An 18587-nucleotide genomic window follows, 5' to 3' on the forward strand; every position below is an offset into this window, starting at 1 on the left:
TGGCGTCGGGGTAAGCGTTTGCAATCTCATCCGATCCCGATTGCATCGATCCCCTGCTAGTTCCGATTATATACCAGGTCGGCGCGGCGACGATACAGGCATGGCGAGGATTGTTTGAAGTGCCGCTCCACTGGAACCAATATTCCATACCTCTCCATCACTCGACTCCTCTTTCCGATTTGCAGCCCCGCTATATTCGGAATGTTCATTCACAACAAGCGCTTAGTTGCATAAGGTTCCCTCCGTCAAACGCGGAAAGGGATTCCATTCCGCCTCGCGGCATGAATGGAATCCCCATTGGATACCCTATAGGAAACGTCCAGCCCTTGCGCGCTTAACCGGCAGCGGCAAGGTTGTCCGGAATTAGGCCTTTACATGTTCGAACGTCTTGACGACTTCGTACTTGCCGGGCTCGAACGTAGCGATCTTCATCGCTTCCTGCAGATACGGAAGCGGCTTCGGATCGTCCCGCATCGCCTGGTAGTGCTCCTCGCTCTTCCACTGCGCGTACATGGTCACTTTCGTCCCGTCCAGGCTGCGGTGGAGACTGCAGGAAATAAAGCCGTCCGCGTACCGGACCGAAACGTCCGTCGCCGATGTGAGCAGCTCGACAAGCCGATCCTGATTCTCGGGTTCGACAGTGAACACGTTGATTAAGGTAAGCACTTGATTATCGGCGGAGATTTGCGTCATCGATGGAACTCCTTTCTATCCTGCTCTTCACTTGGCCGTATGGAGCTGCCGCTTTGGTTTAGGATGGGCGTTCCGTCAGCCGAATATGCGTCCTTCGCCATTCTAGGGGATGCTTATTGCTCGTTAAACTCGTCGTACATGCGCGTTACGGTCGGATCCAGCGTCTTCGCCGCGAAGTCGGTCGAACGGCTGAGCGCCTCCCACCGCTTCGTTTCGGCCAATTTGCCCGTATCCACAGCATTCGCGATGTCCACCGCGTCGCTGCCGAGCAGCAGGCGGAGCGGCGGATTCGCCTCGTCCGCGATCGCAAGGATCGCTTGCGCCGCTTTGTCCGGATCGCCGTTCTCTTGGCCGGTCGTGTCGCGCAGATGCTTCAGCAAGCCGCCGACCGTGCCTTGGTACGCTTCGCCGGGCTCGACATGCTGCATGGAGGAGCCGGCCCAGTCGGTGCGGAAGCCGCCCGGCTCGATCAGCGTAACCTTCAGGCCGAGCGGAGCGACTTCCTTGGCCAGCACCTCGGAGAAGCCTTCCACCGCCCACTTCGCCGCTTGGTACGGCGCGAGACCCGGCGCGCCCGTGCGGCCGCCGATGGACGAGAACTGGACGATATGGCCGAAGCCCTGCTCCCGCAGCGACGGCAGCGCGGCCTTCGTGACGTTCACGACGCCCCACAGATTCGTCTCCACTTGCGCGCGGAAGTCGTCCAGCGATGTTTCTTCGATGGCGGATACGTTGCCGTAACCGGCGTTATTGACCAGGACGTCCAGGCGTCCGAACGTTTCGAATGCGGCGTTGACGGCGGCTTCGGCTTGCTCGTACCGCGTCACGTCCAGCTGCACGATGCGAACCCGGCTGCCGTAACGCGCCGCCAAGTCGGCGATTTGATCGGTGTTGCGGGCCGTCGCGACGAGCCGGTCGCCTTTCGCCAGCACCGCTTCCGCCAGACTGCGTCCAAAACCGCGGGAGCTTCCCGTAATGAGCCAAACCTTCGACATATGATGATGCCTCCTCAGAATTATTTGGAATGTTTGTTCCATAGTTAGTATAGTCCCGTACAGAGCGAACGTCAAGCGATTTCGGAATGTTTATTCCATCCAACGATGAACGACAAAAAGCCCTCCGGGACGGCAATGTCCCCGAGGGCTAACACTATTCTATAGGTAGAAGATTCGCATTCACTTCGGCTCGATGAACCTGCAAACGCGGTTAGGCCCTGTAAGCGGAAGCGGCTCCCGGTTCAGCTTCAGCTCGACCAGCGTCGTCGTGAACGGGTAGAAAAACTTGACCTCCCGTTCGCCCAGCAAGCTGGACAAATCCAGCTCGGCCTGCCATGTGCCTTCGTTCCCGTGCACCTCGGCCGCCGCCGTCGCCGCGCTCACGCAGCCGGAATACGCGACAAGCGAGGATCCGGAGGAGGCGATCACCTTAAGCGAAAGACTCTGCAGCGAGCCGGGGTCCAGCTTATCCAGATTGACGTGAAAACTCCGCAGACTCGCGTCGCCGTTATAGGTATGCACGTCCAGAGCGAACGATTCCAGCGCTTTGGCCCGCCCCTGATTGCGCCTGCCTACCAATTGAATGTAATAATCCTGAATGGGGTCGCCCCGCTCGTCCCTCGCCCGGATCACGAACTGCTGCCACTTGGCCAGTTTGGTCAGGACGCCGGTGGTCCGGCTGTCGGCATCCTTCTTCCATTCCGCGAGCGCTTGCCCGTCCTCGACGCCCAGGGCGGCATGAACCATATCGACCAGCCCTTCCGGCGGCTTCGATAAGATCGAGCCGTGATCCGCCCCCGCGACGGGCAGCATCGGAATGTTCACGTTGCTCCACGCCGAGAACGCGATTCGCTGGTCCGGCGCGCTAAGCGTCATATCCACTTTGATCTTCCGGACGTTCAGCCCGCAGCCCGCCCAGCGCACGGTCCCGTCCGTCCCCGGCTCGCTGAGCAGCTTCTTGATGCCGCCGTACCCTTCCGTCCCGCAGAATATGAACACGTACGGGGTATCCCCGTTCGGGCCGTAACACGGCACGCTGCCGAGCAGATCCTTCTCGGCCAGCTCCCAGGTAAACCGGCTTCCCAGCTCCAGGGCATCCAGCACGCGGTCGCCGGCCTCCAGGAAATCCGGCCCCATCTCCTTGCGGCCCTTGAACACGCCGCCCAGCCAGCTCCTGCCCTTATGGGCCAGCGGCGACCCGAACGTGGCGGGCGCCAGTCCGACCAGATGCTTCAGCCGGTCCCGCCGCTTCGCGTATACCGTCAGCCAGGCTCGGAGCACGAGCATCCCCGTGGAGTGCACGATCGCGTCGAACGGTTCGTCCTCCATGAGACCGACCCGCTCGCGGAGCGCCCGGTCGAACGCTTCGGCGATGTCTGGAATCGTCACCTCGTTGGTCAGCGTCTCGTACGAACAGACATGCACCGACTGCGGGTCATAGCCCCGCGCGATCAGCTTATCGACCCATGTGCGAAAGGATCGGCCATTCCCCGAATAGCCGTGAATCAAGACGATTGGACGGCGCGCCATAGATACCCTCCCAAGAGGTTCAACCTCTCAAATTCGCTTCCATCCAGGCTATTCGCGACGCTCCTTGCCATTCCCTTCTTTATTCATAAAATCCAACTTATGGATTATGCGCAACCGAATCGGAACCGCCGGAAAGCAAGTTGCGCAGCCGAAAATCGTTTGCCAGAGCAATCGGGAGGCCGCTCAACTATTGCTTTCCGCCCTCCGCTACGATGTTCCAGTTTCCGTTTGCCACAGCCACCAGCGGCGATGCTGCCGATTACTTGGCGGCGCTTGCCAGATAAGTGTCCAGCTGCTTCTGGTATTCGGCGATGACTTTATCGACGCCCGCAGCCTTCAATTTCTGCTGCGCCTGCGCGATGTGGCTGTCGTAATCCACGACGCCGGCATAGATCGGCGCGATATCGGACGTGATAACTGCCTTCACGTTGCCGAGCTCGGTCTTCACCGGCGTGGCGTCGAAGAAGAAGCCCGAGGAGAGGAAGTTTTTCGCGCCGTTGTCCGGCTCATACAGCTTGCGCGTCGCCGTGATGATGTCCCCGACGCGGATGAAGTTAAGGTTGCCGATCATCCAATCCGCATTCGGGATTAGCGAGGCTTGGGTCTTCGGATCGAGGATCGGTTCCATCGAATTGTCGCCCGTCTTCTTGAACGTCTTGCCCTCGATGCCGTACATGAACAAGTCGTAGTTATCTTGGTTCGCGTACAGCCAGTTCAAGAATTGGATGACGGCCTCCGGATGCTTGCTGTTCGCCGCGACGACGTTGAGGTTTTTGGCGTTCGTGAAGCGGTAATGCCCCTTCTCCGGATTAAACTCCTGCAGCGAGAAATCGCCGAGCTTCGCGCCTGGCAGGTCTTTATCGAGCTGGGCCTGCGAGTTGGCGAGCGTGCCCATCACGAAGCCCCAATTCATTTTCTCCGTTTCCTTCTGCACTTGGTCCTGCTTCAGCGTCAGGACGTCCGGGTTAATCAGCTTCTTCTGGTACGCTTGTCGGAAGAAGGCGCTCTCCTGCTTGAATTCGTCGGTGTCCACCCAGTCCTTGACCGTGCCGTCGTTGTTAATCATCGCGATGCCGTCGCGGACGTCGAACGGGAACGAATCGAAGGTCCGGTGCAGGAAGTCCATGCCGGTCGCGGATACGTTGCTGAGCGTGAACGGGAACTGCGGCTTCGGCGCGGGCGCCTTGTTGTATAGCTGCTCCATCGCGTCCAGCATCTCCTGCGGCGTGGTGACTTTGGTGTTGATGCCGTACTTCTTCAGCAGGAAGTCGTTCGAGGTGAACAAGTCGACGACCGCCGGCTCCATCCAGTTGGCCGGGATGCCGTAAATTTTGCCGTCCTTCGTGACCGCATTGAAAATATCGTCGCTGATCGCGGTTTTAATGTTCGGGCCGTACTCGTTCAGTTCCGCCGAGATGTCTTTAACCGCGCCGCGGGCAATGTAATTGGACAACGACACGACGTCGTTCATGACCTGGAACATATCGAAATCCGCGCCGGTCGAGAGCATCAGGTTCAGCTTCTGATCCCATGCCGCCCAGTCGATGTACTGCTCGTCGATCTGGACGTTCACGCCGTCGGCAAGCAGCTTCTTGTTGACCGCGTCCCTGACTTCCTTCCAGCTGGCCGGTTCGGTGCCCGGAATGACGTATTTGATCGTGACGACATCTTGCTTGGCGGTGTTAGCGCCGCCTCCATCGGCATTCGCGTTCGCGGTCCCCGAACCAGAGCCGCCATTCCCCGCGTTGCCGGAATTGCCGGCATTGCCGCCGTTATTGCCGCATCCGGCCAAGAGCGCCACGCTCAGCACCGCTGCGGTAAGCATGTAAGCCGATTTTCTTCTCATCACTGACCCACTCCCTTTGAATTGATGTTGCCCTGGCGTGCTGCTTATGTCCTGCTCGTTGGAGATCGGTTCCTCGCTATCAGCCTTTCACGGAACCCACGATCAAGCCTTTCACGAAATACCGCTGGAGGAACGGATATAGCAGCACGATCGGCCCGACGGTCAGCGCCACAGTGGCCATCTTGGTCGATTCCGCCGGAATCGTCATCATCTGCGCACCCTTCGGAATCATGCTCAGCGCGTCGATATTGGATTTGATCTGCAGCAGCAAGTACTGTATCGGATACAGGTCCTTGTCGGAGACGAGCATGATCGCGTTGAACCAGTCGTTCCAGTAGCCGAGCGCGTAAAACAGGCACACCGTCGCGAGCACGGGCAAACAGAGCGGCAGATATATGCGGAACGAGATGCGCAAATCGTTGGCCCCGTCTACATAAGCGGACTCGCGCAGCTCGCCGGGCAGGCTGTCCATGAAGTTGCGCACTAGGAACATGTTGAACGCGCTGAACATGAGATTCGGCACGATCAAGGACCAGATGTTCTCGAGCAAGCCGAGCTTCTGGCACATCAAGTACCACGGCACCAGCCCGGCGCTGAACAGCGTCGTCAGAAAGAAGTAGAGCGCCAGCCCGTTGCGGTACTTGACGTTTTTGTTCGACAGCGTGTAGGCGGCCATGCTCGTGACGAGCAAGGCCAGGAACGTGCCGGCAATCGTGACGATGGCGGAGATCAGATACGCATGGAAAATAATTCTTCCCTGCGAGAACACGAGCCGGTAGGCGTCCAGCGTTAACCGGTCCGGGAACAGACTGTACCCGTGCGCCGTAATGCTGTTCTCGTCGGAGAACGAGACGATGATCGTCAGCACCATCGGAAAGAGGCAGAACAGGGAAAACACCGCGAGAACCAAGTAAATGCATGCGGAAACGACAGAGAAACGGCGCCGGCTCATTAGTACAACGCCCCTTCTTTATAAAATTTGCGGGTCATGAAGTTGGCGATGAAGACGAGCAGGAAGCCGACGACGGATTGGAACAAGCCGATCGCCGCGGCGTTGGACGGGTCGCCGATCTGCCGCAGCGCGCGGAACACGTACGTATCGATGACGTCCGTGGTCGGATACAGCACGCCGTTATCCCCGATGATCGCGTAGAGCATCCCGAAATCGCCGTAAAAGATTTTGCCCAGGTTCAGCAGCGTCAGAATCGCCACGGTCGGCGCCAGCAGCGGCATCGTAATGCTGCGGATTTTCCGCCAGCGGGACGCCCCGTCGATATCGGCCGATTCGTACAGCGACTGGTCGATGCCCGTGATCGCGGCCAGATAGATGATCGAGCCCATGCCCGCATCCTTCCAAATCTTCATGCCGGTCAGCAGCCAGGGCCACATCTTTGCCTCCGAATACCAGTTAGGCGCGCTAAGGCCGAGTGCGTCCAGAATACGGTTGACCATGCCGCTGTCGGTCGCGAACAACATGTACATCAAGTAACTGACGATGATCCAGGACAGGAAGTTCGGGAAGATCATCGTGGACTGCGCCAGCTTAATGAACAGCTTATGGCGGATTTCATTGAACAGCATGGCCAGCGCGACCGCAAAGACGGTGCCGAAGACCAGGAACAACAGGTTCAGCTTGATCGTGTTGGCCATGACGGTCCATGCGTCGCTCGACTTGAAGAAGAATTCGAAGTTTTTGAGCCCGATCCACTCGCTGCGGAAGATCCCCTGTTGGTAGTTGAATCGTTGGAAGGCGATGACCAGATACGGATAAGTCGCATACGAAAAGATAAACACATAGATGACGGCCGGCAGCGCCAGTAAATACGAGAAACGATTTTTGGACAGCTCGCGCAGTACGCCCGGCCTCTTCGGCTTCACCTTCCCTTCTCTTGGATTCGCTGAGGTTCGAAGCTTAACGGTCGCGTCGTTCATCGGCATGCACTCCTTCTGTTTCTTGCCTCAGCATATCCCGTCCGGCAGCGCAGCGTAAATTTCAAGCTCGCGATATTACTTGCGAAAAACCGCGATTCGCTCGATATCGAAAGCGAGTGCGCGAAACGAAAAGACGATAAGCGGGGGAGAAGCCGCTTATCGTCTGCCGCATGAACCGTATGTATTTGCGCCTCTGCCGCTAAAGTCCTTTCCGGAACGATTCCATCCGCTATCCGGTAATCCGATGGTTCTCCCTGTACTGCGACGGCGACATGCCCGTATGGCGTTTGAAGAGCGTGGAGAAATACGCGGCGCCCGGAATGCCGACTTTCGCGCCGACCTCGGAGACGATTTCATTCGTCGAGGTCAGCAGCCGTTTGGCATGCTCGATGCGCACGAGCGTCACGTAATCGTTGAACGTCGTCCGCGTCTGATGCTTGAACATTTTGCCCAAGTAGCCGGCAGATAGGTCAACCTGCCCTGCCGCATATTCAAGCGACAATCGAGCGTCGGCGTAGCGCGACTCGATCAGCTGCTTGACCTCTTCGATCACGCGCGCGCTCTTGAGCGAGGCAACTTGCAATTTATGCTCTTCCGTGACCGTAACGACGCGTTCGCAGAAATCCGCCAGCGCCGCGCCAAGCTGATCCAGCGTCTCCACCTGCTCGATGCGATGGAAATACGCGTACAAGCCGTTCGTATTCGTATCGCCGAGCTCCGAAATCGAGCCGAATTCCCGAATCATCGTCAGCAGCAGAAAATTGGTGAACTGCATCGCCTGGGCGTACGTACACGCGGAAATAAACGCGATCCACTCGGCGATGCCCGACTGAATGGACTTCGCGCTGCTCAGCTTGACCGCATCGATCAGCTTCCGCTCTTTGAGGGACGGGTACTGCAGATTCCCGTCGCGGTTCCGGTTGGCCCGCGCGGCGTCAATGATGGCATGATAACCGAAGAAGAGGCGGTATTCGCCGTACTCCCGGGCGGAGCTGTACGAATCGTGCAGGCCGGCGAACGAGTCGCAGCTGTCGCCGATGCTGACGGTGATGCTAATCTTGTAATACGCTTGCACCACGTCCTGAATTTCCGAGAGCGTCAGATAGAGCGTGTCGCCGAGCGCCTCGTCCGGCAGCTGCAGGATGGCGGCCAGCTCATCCTCGGTCACGGCGGCGTCGTTCTCGAAATCGCGGCCGAGCAGCTCCTGGGCGATATTGCCGATCGCAAACCGGATCAGCTGCCTCTCGAACGGCTGATAGGTTTGCTTGAACTGCGCCTTGTCGTCGATCTTGAACAGCAGGACGCGAAAGCATGGCCCTTTGAGCCGCTTCCCCCATTCCTCCCCGATCTGTTCCGCCGTCAATTTATCGATACCTTGCAGCAGGGATAGAATCGAGCTGCTCTTCAGCACCCGCCGGGAACGGTTCAGCTTCGATTCCAGCTTCTCGGCCGATTGCATGGACTGCATGAACGCGTTCGTCAGCAGCGCGTACTCGTCCTGATTCAGGAGCGTCCCGCCGCCTTGCTCGGCGGCCTGGGCCGGCGTGACCTGATCGAGCAGCCTGCGGATCGGATGATAGAAATTACCGGTCCACAGCAGCGATATGCCGACGCCGAGCACGATCAAGAGCAGCGAGATGATCCAGGTCCAGCTGCGCAGCGCGTGTATGTTCGACAGCAGCTCGCTGTATGGCTGCGAGCTGACGAAGTACCAGTCGAGCGCGGGCGACCTCACGTAGGTAATCATATTCTTCTTGCCGTCGATCTTCTGCACGAAGTTGCCTTGATTCTGTCCGTCGCCCAATATCCGCTTCACTTCGGGCCGGCCCGTGAAATCGCTCATGAAATACACGGCGTCGGAGTGGGACAGCACTTCGCCGCCTGCGTTCATCACATAGGTGTCGCCCCGCTTCGACGACGTATTCAAGCTTCCGATTGTATTCTGGATCGAGGCTTCGTCCAGGTCGAGCACGAGCGCATACTTCGGCGTATTCGTGTCCAGCTTCCGCTCCGGCACGATGCTGAACGTCAGCAGCCGCAGGCCGGCATCGTCATCGGCGACCGCCACGCGCGGGTAGAAGCTCAAATAATCGGCGTTCGACTTCGCGTTCACCTTCGGGTCCCGCGGCAGTCCGAACGTATCGATATATTCGCCGTTCGTAAAATTGTACATGCTGATATCCTTGATGAACGGGTACACGCTCTGCACCTTCGCGATCATCATGTAGGCTCTGTAATTCTTGAGCTTATCGACCTCGTCGGCATAGAAGAAAGACAGGACGTCCTTATCGACCAGCAGCTGACTGGAGACGTCTTGGATCTGTTGGTAGACCACGTTAGACGTGTAGCTGACATGCGACAGCACCTGTTTGGACGAACGGTCGATCTCCTTCACCGCTTCGAGCGAAAACAGCGCGTACAGAATCGAGCTGACAACCGCGATCGACGCCACGATCAGAACGAGATAGGACATAATCAATCTACGATATACCCGGTATTGACGAATCCGATTCAAAAACGTCACTCCGCGACCCCCTCCCCCGACCAGTATATCAGCTATGTAAGCGTTTAACGCCACAAAGTTTACGCAGGCGATCGATCACGACAAAGGCGGCATCCCAGGTTCGGAAGCCGCCTTACAGTTCAGAGTTATTGCGTTCTCCCAGCTAGTTTGACACGATGGCGAACCCCGTACTCATAAGGACAGTCGAGACCAAGCCTAAGATAACACCCAATGCCAGCGTCTTAAGCGTAAACCAGCGGAATTGCTCCGGCTCGGTGTTATCGACTTTCTGAATACGGTACAGGAGGGCCACGTTGACCACTAAGGTAAGGATAAATAGGATGATGGCCACAATCGTCCAAAACTCGGGCAAATCCCGGAATTGCATGGGAGCGTCATTCCTATTGCGATGGAAAGCCGCTACTTGATTCCCAAGTAAGATTGCAAAGGCAACTAGTCTGACAATCCTCTCTTTCCGATTTTGCGTCTTGCCCAGCTTTCTCCATTCATATTCCGCAATTTCACGCATAAACCGCGGGCCATACATAAAGAGCAGATGCTTCGGAAAAAAGAAGCCCCAGATTTCAAGAAGCAATAAGGCGCCATACAAAAAAGCGCATACCAGATACGTATCCTTAGACGACGGCTCTAAACCAAGCAAGAGACAGCCGACAGCCGGAATGACGATGCACATACATGCATTCATGAATATGATTTGTTTTACGCGCAACGATTTGAGTCTACTCGCTTCCATAACCGGCATGCTCCTATCAGGTCCATTTTAACTGCAGCCTCAGTTTACCATATACAGGAATGAGGATGGATAGGAGTTTAGCCAGGGCTTGGGATTATGGGCGGGGTTGGCAAATGAGGCTTGAAGATTCTCCTTCGCTCGTCTACGATCATAGTAACGGATATCCGAAATTGTGACGAAAGCGGGTATGCAGTCGTGAAGCTCGAACGCTTGTTATCCATCATCTACAGGCTGCTGAATCACGAGGTGGTGTCGGCGGCGGAATTGGCGGACAGGTACGGTGTCTCGCAGCGGACGATCTACCGGGACATCGAGGCGATCGGAGCGGCGGGCATTCCCGTCGTCTCCTATCAAGGCGCGAACGGCGGGTACGGGATCATGAAGGGATACAAGATGGACAAAAGCCTGCTCGGCTCCGACGACATCGCCTCCTTGATCACCCTGCTCGACAGCGCGTCGACCGTCTTCGAGGACGAGCGGGCGCAAGAGACGATTCAGCGCCTGAAGACCGTGCAGACCGACAACGGACGCGCCCCGAGCCTCCGGATGGACCTCGGCAGCTGGTGCGCCATTGTCTCGCAGCTCCGTGCGATTCGCTCCTCCATCCACGCCGGCCGGGTCATCCGCTTCCGGTATATGAACGCGAAGGACGAGCATCGGGACCGGATCGTCGAGCCGGTCAGTCTCGTGATGAAATACAACACGTGGTACTTGTACGGCTACTGTCGGCTGCGCCGCGACTACCGGGTGTTCAAGCTCACGAGAATGTCGGAGCTGGCCGAGCTGGCCGACTCCTTCGAGCCGCATCGGGAAGCCCGCATGGATGAGATCTTCCCCGGCGGCGGATACGGCCAAGAGCAGGTCGAGCATGCCGTCATTCGCTTCGAGCCCGGGTCTTCCGCCCGGGTATTGGACGAATTTTACGAGGACGAGAAGACGTTCCATGAAGACGGCACGCTTACGCTCACCATCGCCGAAACGATCGACGCCGACTGGCTGATCGAGAAGCTCCTCGGCTTCGGCGAGCACGCGATCGTGCTCGAGCCGCCGTCGCTGCGGCAGCGGATGACAAAGAAAATAGCGGCCATGCTGGGCCGCTACGAAGAAGTATGACACGCTGCTGTCATACTTCTTTTCTTATAATGAACCACGTTCGAAGCGCTGGCCGTTCATAACGGCGACCCGAAAGGAACGTGAGGCAGATGATGCATCATCCCTATTGGCACGAAAAACAGATGCAATTAAAAAATCGGGAGCTCCGTGAAAGCGATAAGCACGCTTGGAAATGGACGCAGGCAGAAATGAAACCGAAACCGAAAAAGCCCTCGTATCTTCCCGCGATCCTGCTGCTCCCGTTACGGGCGTTCGGCTTGGTACCGCTTTCGAAAGAGCCCCCGTCCGGCGAGTAACGGGCGGCGCGACGGCCTCATAACGGCCGCGATCGAGACCCCGTGACGTCTGGCTTCAGCCCGACCGGAAGCGGCCTCCGCCCGGTCTCAGCCGCCGACCGGCAGCCAGATGTCGATCCGCGTACCTTCGCCGACTTTGCTCCGGTAGGCGATGCGTCCGTGATACTGCTTGATGATTTTATGGCTGATCATGAGGCCGAGTCCCGTCCCCTTCTCCTTCAGGCTGTAGAAGGGCTGCCCCAGCCGTTGCAGATGCTCCTCCGGAATGCCGCAGCCCTGATCCTCGATCGAGACGAGGCACTCCCCGTTCTCCTCCAGCCGCAGACCGATGCGTATGTCGCCGCCGCCCGGCATGGATTCGATCGCGTTCTTCAGAATATTGAGAAACACCTGCTTTAATTGATTCCTGGCGCACGTCACCGGAAAGTGCGCCCCCCGGTAATCGCGGACGAACGCGATGTTGTGCATCAGCGCCTGCGGCGTCAGGAACTCGAGCGTCTGCTCGATGACGTCCTTGACGTTCGCGACGGTATACGCGGCGGCCTGCGGCTTGGCCATCGAGAGCAGCTCGCTCGTGATGATCTCGATGCGTTCCAGCTCGTCCCGGAGCAGATCGCCGTATTTCATCTCGGAGTTCTCCAGGCTGTACAGCTGAAGGAAGCCTTTAAGCGTCGTCAGCGGGTTGCGGATTTCGTGGGCGATGCCCGCCGCCAATTCGCCGACGATGGACAGCTTCTCGGACTGCAGCAGGAACGCCTCCGCCTTCTTCCGTTCGGAGATGTCCCGGCTGATGATGACGAGATGCTCGATTTGTCCGCCCTCTCCCTCGATCGGCTTGCACAGCGAGTCGAACGGAATCAGATGCCCGTCTTGGTGCCGGAACCGGATTTCCATCGACTGCGCCTGCTTCTGCGCCAGGATTCGGGCGACGGTCTGGTTGAATACCTTCGCGTCCTCGGGGCAGATGACCCGGTTCAACGTCGCGCAATCCTGCGTCAAGTCGGGATACCCGAGCACGAAGGCATGCGAAGGCGAGAGATACCGGATCGCGCGGTCGGGATCCATCACCATGATGAGGTCGGACGTGTGTTCGGCAATGAGCCGGTACTGGTACTCGCTTGCGTTCAGCGACGCTTCCATGTCGTTTCGTTCGGCCATGATCCGGCGCAGCCGCTCATGCGATTCGATCAGCAGCCCGCCCAGCAGGACCCCTAGAATGACGAACACCAAATATTGAACGTGAAAAAGCGGCTTGTTCACCAGAATGCGGAACGTCACCACGGTGCAGAGGTACAGGACGATGTACGCGCCGGACAACGCTACGCTTCGCTTGAACGGAGGCAGTCCGCGGCGGGCAAAGTACAGATGCAGCAGGGAGAAGACCGCCATGATGAACGCCCAGCCGCCGATGGCGGGAAACCAGTTGCCGCTTGACAGCAAGCGGATGGCCAAAGCGAAGAACGCGGTAATCAAGCCCGACACCGGGCCGAGATAAGCAAATGTCAAGATGACGGGGGCGTATCGGATATCGTAGACATAGCCTTGCTGCTTCACGGCCAACAGGACGAGCACGATCGCAACGGCGCCCCCATAGAGGCCGATCCAAATCTGCGGATGCTGCAGCGGCCTGAGGTTGATGAACGAACGGATCACGAACGGCATACTGACCAAGAGCGAAAATATCGAAAGATTCACGATGTAGTCGAACAGTAACAAAAATGATCACCCACGTCTCTTAGTCTTGCGTAACCCCGCTCTTCACGGCTGCCGCGATTAATCCTCTAAATGAATACGAGATTTCCATGTGGAAATCCTTGTAGGTTCGAACCAAAAGTTGTTTTTTCTTCTAATGCATGCTTGACGAGTGTTCAGCCGGAAAAGTTTCAGCGGGATCGGCGCGAAACCCGGCTATTGCACGCACAGGGGCTCCGGGTACAAAAAAACATCCGGGGGATTCCCCCCGGATGCCTCGGATGCCAGCTTATTTCTCGCCCGTCTACAGCAATTCAATATACCCCTCGGTGCCATGTACGCGGATGCGCTGCCCGTCCCGGATCCGCTCGGTCGCGCGCTCCACGTTGACCACCGCCGGCAAGCCGTATTCGCGCGCGATGACGGCCCCATGGGTCATCACGCCGCCGACTTCGGTGACGAGGCCTTTGATGGATACGAATAAGGGCGTCCAGCTCGGATCCGTGAAGGAGGTGACTAGGATATCGCCCTCCTCCAGGTCGGCCGCTTCCATGTCGAGGATGACGCGCGCCCGTCCCTCGACGACGCCGGAAGAGACAGGCAAGCCGACAATCGCGCCTGCGGGGAGGTTGTCGCGCATGTACGTGCCCGTGATGATCTCGCCGTCGGAGGTCATGACGCGCGGCGGCGCTAGCGTGGCATAGACCTTGTACGCCTCCTGTCGTCTGCCGATGAGCCCGCGGTCGGCTGTCCGGGTACGGACGGCTTCGCGCAGCTCTTCGAACGTCAGCATGAACAGCTCTTCCCGCTCCCGCAGGGCGCCCGCTTGCACGAGCCGGCCCGCTTCCTCCAGCAAGGCCTGCTTATAGATGTAGTAGCGGCTCACCAGGCCGTATTTGGGATATTCCCGGTACCCGATGAAATTGCGGACGAGGCCGATCATTCGCTCGGTTTCGGCGGCTTTTCGCTCGCCGTCCGGCAAGGCCTTCAGGCGCTCGATCAGCTCCTGCGCTTTGGCCGCTGCCTCCCGGCGCCCCCGCTCGAACTTCCGGCGGCTTTCATGCGGCTCGAAGCTTCTGACGTTCGCGAGAATCATCGGGACGAGGGTGAGCGGTTTCTCGGCCCAGCGCGTCCGCGAGATATCGATTTCGCCGGCGCAGCGCATGCCGTATTGGCCGAGATACGCCTCGATCGCCTCCCGGGCCTCCCGTCCGCCCTCGAACTTCGGCAGCTCCTCCAAGAAACGGTCGTTCTTCGTCCGCTGCAGATACGCAACGATGTCCGGATAGGGACGGATCGCATCGGCGACATCCAGCAGCGCCAGGCCCATCTCCAACGTGATGTTATGGGGGACGGACTGCGAGATCGCATCGGCCGCATTCTTCTCGCCCAGCCACTTCTCCATCTGTTCGTTGATCCAGAACGACGCGTTCATGGCGGCCATGAACACGGCCGTGCTTTGCGGATCGAACAGAATCCGCTTCAGCTCCCGGATGTCGTCCAGAATAAAATCCAGCAGCTCCGGTCCCGACTTCCCGCGGATGTTCTGTCGGAGCGCTTCGACCGACGCTCGGCTGCGGTTCATCAATTCGGCCACGATAGCCGGATCGTTTTCGAACGGAGGCGGCTGAAAACCCTCCGGAGGCTTGCCTTTCACACGCATGCCTGGATCCGGTTCCGGCGCATCGTTCGGCGGCGCGGGAATGAAATCGCCCCGCTCGATCACGGTCATCAGCGCGTCCTTAATCAGCGGATCGGCTTTGCCCCACGTATCGAGCACCGATTCCCGGGTGTCGGGCGAGGACAGGATCGGCGTCGCGTCGACATACAGCCTGCCGGCGGCTATGCGCATCGGGGCCGGCGTAACGAGCAGGTAGAAGGACAAGCCGAGCGGCTTGATCGGGTCGGTCATCATTTGCTGGTGCCCGACGGAGAGATACACGCGCTTCGCTTGATCGGACTCTTCGGGAAGCGGGAATAACGTCGTGATCGGCGGCTCTGGACGATATGGAATTCATCGCCGGCCAAGCACCATTCGATGTCCTGCGGGCAGCCGAAATGAGCTTCGATCGCCCTGCCGAGGCTGGCCAGCCGCAAGATCTGTTCGTCCGTCAGCACCTGCGTCCGCTGCTGGCCGGGCTCGATCGGACGCGTCTCCGTCCCGCCTTCGGTCCGTGCGTGGATCGCCAATGCTTTGGCCGCGATTCGCTTCTCGACGATTTGTTCATCCCGAACCGTGTACCCGTCGGCGGATACCAAGCCGGAGACCAGCGCTTCGCCCAGCCCGAAGCCGGCGTCGATCGAGACCAGCTTCCGGTTCGACGTCACCGGGTCGGCGGTGAATAAGATCCCGGACGCCTCGGGGAAGACCATTCGCTGCACGATGACGGATACGTATACGTGACGGTGGTCGAAGCCGTTTTGCACCCGGTAAATAACCGCGCGATCCGTGAACAGCGACGCCCAGCATTTGCGGATATGCGCCAGGATCGCTTCCGTGCCGACGACATTCAAGTACGTATCCTGCTGGCCGGCAAACGAAGCATGCGGCAAATCTTCGGCGGTCGCGCTGGAGCGTACCGCGTACGCGTGCGCCTCGCCGAACCGGGAGAGACGGCGGGCAACGGCATCCGCGATATCGGAGGGCAGGTCGGCCTCCAGAATGAACTGCCGAAGCTGCCCGCTGACGGCGCCGATTTGCTCCCGATCCTCCGCGCTTAGCGCGCTCAGCCGGTCCAGCAGCGCGGCATACGCGCTGCTATGGGCGACGGCTTGCCGGAAGGCCTCCGTCGTGACGCAAAATCCTTCCGGAACCCGGATGCCCGGAAGGCCCGATAACTCGCTTAAATGGAGCCCTTTACCGCCGACGAGCATCAGCTGGCTAGTGTCCGCTTCCCTGAAATCGAGAACCAAGGCGTTCATTCGACATCTCTCCTTCACAAGCAGAATCGTGAAAACATTCGGTTGACAGGGATCCGGTGGCATGGTAAGATTAAATTGTAAAATGGACTTTTTATTGTCTCGTGTAATAATTTGGGCGTAATCTGATTTTATCATGATAGCTATATCTGTACAATAGGAAGAACCTGGACGGCGGTCCAGGTTCTTTTGTCGTTATCGCGCTTTACTAGCATTTCATGGCTTTGCTTAAAGGAATGTTCCTCTCCGCATCCACGATCAATCGAAATCATGTTCTGTGCCTGGTTATCGGTCCGAAATAACCCATGCCATACATCCGGATCAACGCCTTTCACAAAGATGTGGTCATTCATCCGTTTGTATCCGATTGGTTATTGGTACAAACCAGCGTTCACGACGCTTATTCGGAATGGTGATCCCTATAATAAGCGGTCAAGGTTTCCTCGATCGTTGCTTTGCAGGCCGGGCATAGCGCGACGGGGTACGCCCCGGGGCTTAACGGTTCGTCGCGTTCCGGACAGGCCGGGGTCCATCTGAGCGTCCGGCATCTCGGGCAATAGGCTTCCGCTAGGAGCTTCTGCACGTCCATCCTCCTTCTTCTTCTTCTATAAATGCATATGCGGGAAAATTAGTTCGTTATACGATATAAATAACGAAAATAGTTGGTATGGGTATATAAAGTCCATGCGGAACCGAAAAAAAATATAAGCGTCCAAACCTTGCAAATGATGCAAAGTCTTGGACACTTATATTTTTTATGTGATCTGCGGTTACATTACAAACAATTCGCTCGTACCTGGCTCTTGATGATCGAACGAATGACATGTCAATGTATCGCAGTTGTCTGCTTTGTTAAACGAAAAATGGTATCGCGGGCAAATTCTTACTACTCCTGGAGTTGCCGAAAGAGCTCATATGTGCTTCGTTCAACCCAATTGTGAGCGAGCTTACCATCGCGAACCTCCCATACCGCGATTCCGGTAAACTGAATCGGGCGATCGTCAGAAAGGGAGCCTAGTATACCTTGATTGTACCCCGTGACTACCCATCGTGAGACAACGCGCTTCCCATCGGCGCTGCTGAACATGTCGAGGCTTTTTAGTTTGATGTCGCGGATTTTCGAGGTAAATGTCCGTGCCCACTCTTTAAAGGCAGCGCGCCCTACAACGTCGCCATCTGGATTGGAGAGGATACAGTCATCGGTACATACACGGTCGATAACATCGAGATCTTGAGGAAGATTATATACGTTGGCCCATAACTCCGTAAGCAGCTCTTCGCCTTGGCTCCTAAATCCATTCATTTCGCATAACTCCTTATTTTATTTATTTGCTCTTTTCTGTGTTGTTTATTCGTTATAGCTTAGAAATCCAGAGTTCTGGGACAAGCTTAAAGGCCTCACCTTTACGCTCTAAATAAGCTAAACCTGGAAACTCTAGATGGTTTCCTGCAACTAACTGTTTCCGATCGGCTACTTCAACAAATACTTTCTTTCTCGTGACTGCAGCGGCGTCTGGATCGACGTCGTGGATTACTCCAACGGACGGCCATGCAGGTTGAATGGCAGGCAGGTGTATAATATCCCCCCAAATAAAAACTTCCACTCCCTCGCTTTCAACCAGAAAACCGGTATGTCCGGGAGTATGTCCACGCAGTGGTACGGCACGAATACCAGGAGCAACTTCTCCAGAGGTCATTTTTATTAGCCGCTCAAGGTAAGGTTCCACGGATGCTCGAACCATACCAAAAAACGGTTTTAGACTTTCCGGTGAGCGTTGCTCGCCTTCTACTGTGAGCCAAAAATCTAATTCATCTTGGTGCACTACAAGTGTAGCATTCGGGAAAACTGCTTCTCCGTTCTCATCCACGAGTCCCCCACAATGATCAGGGTGTAAATGGGTCATTAAGATGAACCCGATTTCTTCCTTTTCCACGCCTGCCTTTGCTAAAGAACTTGTAAGCCAACCTAATGTAGGACCAGCAGATCCCCCCATACCGGCATCTATTAAAATTGGAGGATGGTCTTCACCGCGAATGAGAAACATGTTATGGGTAAAAATAGGATTGTCTGTTCGGTGTGCTTCACGCTGAAGATGAATCCCCACTTCTTTTGGGATCGAGTGAAGGGTGTCATAATCAATGGGACTGTATCCATCGCTTAAGGTAGTAAGTGTCTTACCGCCAATCTGGAGTGCTACGATAAAAATGCAGTCGAAAAACACCCTCGTATGAAATAAAATGAAAGCTGACGAGGGGACGAGAGAAATGAATCGATACGACAAAGCATTCAAAGAAGAAGCCGTAAGATTGAGCG

The 18587-nt window shown here is 57.0% G+C and carries 12 protein-coding genes and 1 pseudogene; 1 reads left to right on the forward strand and 12 read right to left on the reverse strand.

What is annotated here, in order from left to right; all coding sequences use genetic code 11:
* Positions 1 to 363: 363 nt before the first annotated feature.
* The 8 genes from ACFPB1_RS09020 to ACFPB1_RS09055 all read right to left on the reverse strand — a co-directional run bounded on the left by ACFPB1_RS09020 (position 364) and on the right by ACFPB1_RS09055 (position 10253).
* The gene (locus tag ACFPB1_RS09020; protein WP_379224218.1) at positions 364 to 693 is read right to left on the reverse strand and encodes an antibiotic biosynthesis monooxygenase family protein; all 330 of its coding nucleotides are present in this window, start codon (positions 691 to 693) and stop codon (positions 364 to 366) included.
* Positions 694 to 806: 113 nt separating this feature from the next.
* A complete protein-coding gene (locus ACFPB1_RS09025) occupies positions 807 to 1688 on the reverse strand; it encodes an oxidoreductase (protein WP_379224220.1) in 882 nt (293 codons plus the stop codon).
* A gap of 180 nt (positions 1689 to 1868) precedes the next feature.
* On the reverse strand, positions 1869 to 3218 hold the full coding sequence (locus tag ACFPB1_RS09030) for an esterase/lipase family protein (RefSeq protein ID WP_379224222.1): 1350 nt from the start codon (positions 3216 to 3218) through the stop codon (positions 1869 to 1871).
* Positions 3219 to 3477: 259 nt separating this feature from the next.
* Positions 3478 to 5064, reverse strand: coding sequence for an extracellular solute-binding protein (locus ACFPB1_RS09035; protein ID WP_379224224.1), 1587 nt, complete (start codon positions 5062 to 5064; stop codon positions 3478 to 3480).
* A gap of 79 nt (positions 5065 to 5143) precedes the next feature.
* The gene (locus ACFPB1_RS09040; RefSeq protein ID WP_379224226.1) at positions 5144 to 6016 is read right to left on the reverse strand and encodes a carbohydrate ABC transporter permease; all 873 of its coding nucleotides are present in this window, start codon (positions 6014 to 6016) and stop codon (positions 5144 to 5146) included.
* Positions 6016 to 6942 carry an ABC transporter permease gene (locus ACFPB1_RS09045; protein WP_379224228.1) on the reverse strand — a complete coding sequence of 309 codons (927 nt, stop codon included), beginning with the start codon at positions 6940 to 6942 and terminating at the stop codon, positions 6016 to 6018. The genes ACFPB1_RS09040 and ACFPB1_RS09045 overlap by 1 nt, the downstream gene beginning before the upstream one ends.
* A 283-nt stretch (positions 6943 to 7225) precedes the next feature.
* A complete protein-coding gene (locus ACFPB1_RS09050) occupies positions 7226 to 9520 on the reverse strand; it encodes a helix-turn-helix domain-containing protein (protein ID WP_379224230.1) in 2295 nt (764 codons plus the stop codon).
* Positions 9521 to 9662: 142 nt separating this feature from the next.
* Complete coding sequence (locus tag ACFPB1_RS09055; protein WP_379224232.1) at positions 9663 to 10253, reverse strand: hypothetical protein; 591 nt, start codon at positions 10251 to 10253, stop codon at positions 9663 to 9665.
* A gap of 195 nt (positions 10254 to 10448) precedes the next feature.
* On the opposite strand from ACFPB1_RS09055, the gene ACFPB1_RS09060 reads away from it, so the two are divergent.
* Positions 10449 to 11366 carry a helix-turn-helix transcriptional regulator gene (locus tag ACFPB1_RS09060; protein WP_379224234.1) on the forward strand — a complete coding sequence of 306 codons (918 nt, stop codon included), beginning with the start codon at positions 10449 to 10451 and terminating at the stop codon, positions 11364 to 11366.
* Positions 11367 to 11749: 383 nt separating this feature from the next.
* Here the strand turns inward: ACFPB1_RS09060 and ACFPB1_RS09065 are convergent, their stop codons facing one another.
* The 4 genes and pseudogenes from ACFPB1_RS09065 to ACFPB1_RS09080 form a co-directional block, all read right to left on the reverse strand.
* Complete coding sequence (locus ACFPB1_RS09065) at positions 11750 to 13378, reverse strand: ATP-binding protein (protein WP_379224236.1); 1629 nt, start codon at positions 13376 to 13378, stop codon at positions 11750 to 11752.
* Positions 13379 to 13658: 280 nt separating this feature from the next.
* Positions 13659 to 16276, reverse strand: a pseudogene (gene ppsA / locus ACFPB1_RS09070) (phosphoenolpyruvate synthase).
* An 883-nt stretch (positions 16277 to 17159) separates the two neighbouring features.
* Entirely contained in the window at positions 17160 to 17576 is a 417-nt protein-coding gene (locus tag ACFPB1_RS09075) for an ester cyclase (RefSeq protein WP_379224238.1), read from the reverse strand.
* Positions 17577 to 17628: 52 nt separating this feature from the next.
* The coding region (locus ACFPB1_RS09080; RefSeq protein WP_379224240.1) for an MBL fold metallo-hydrolase at positions 17629 to 18587 on the reverse strand (959 nt) is incomplete at its 5' end.

The sequence above is a fragment of the Paenibacillus sp. GCM10023250 genome, from assembly GCF_042653205.1.
In the GTDB taxonomy this organism is placed as follows: Bacteria; Bacillota; Bacilli; order Paenibacillales; family Paenibacillaceae; genus Paenibacillus_Z.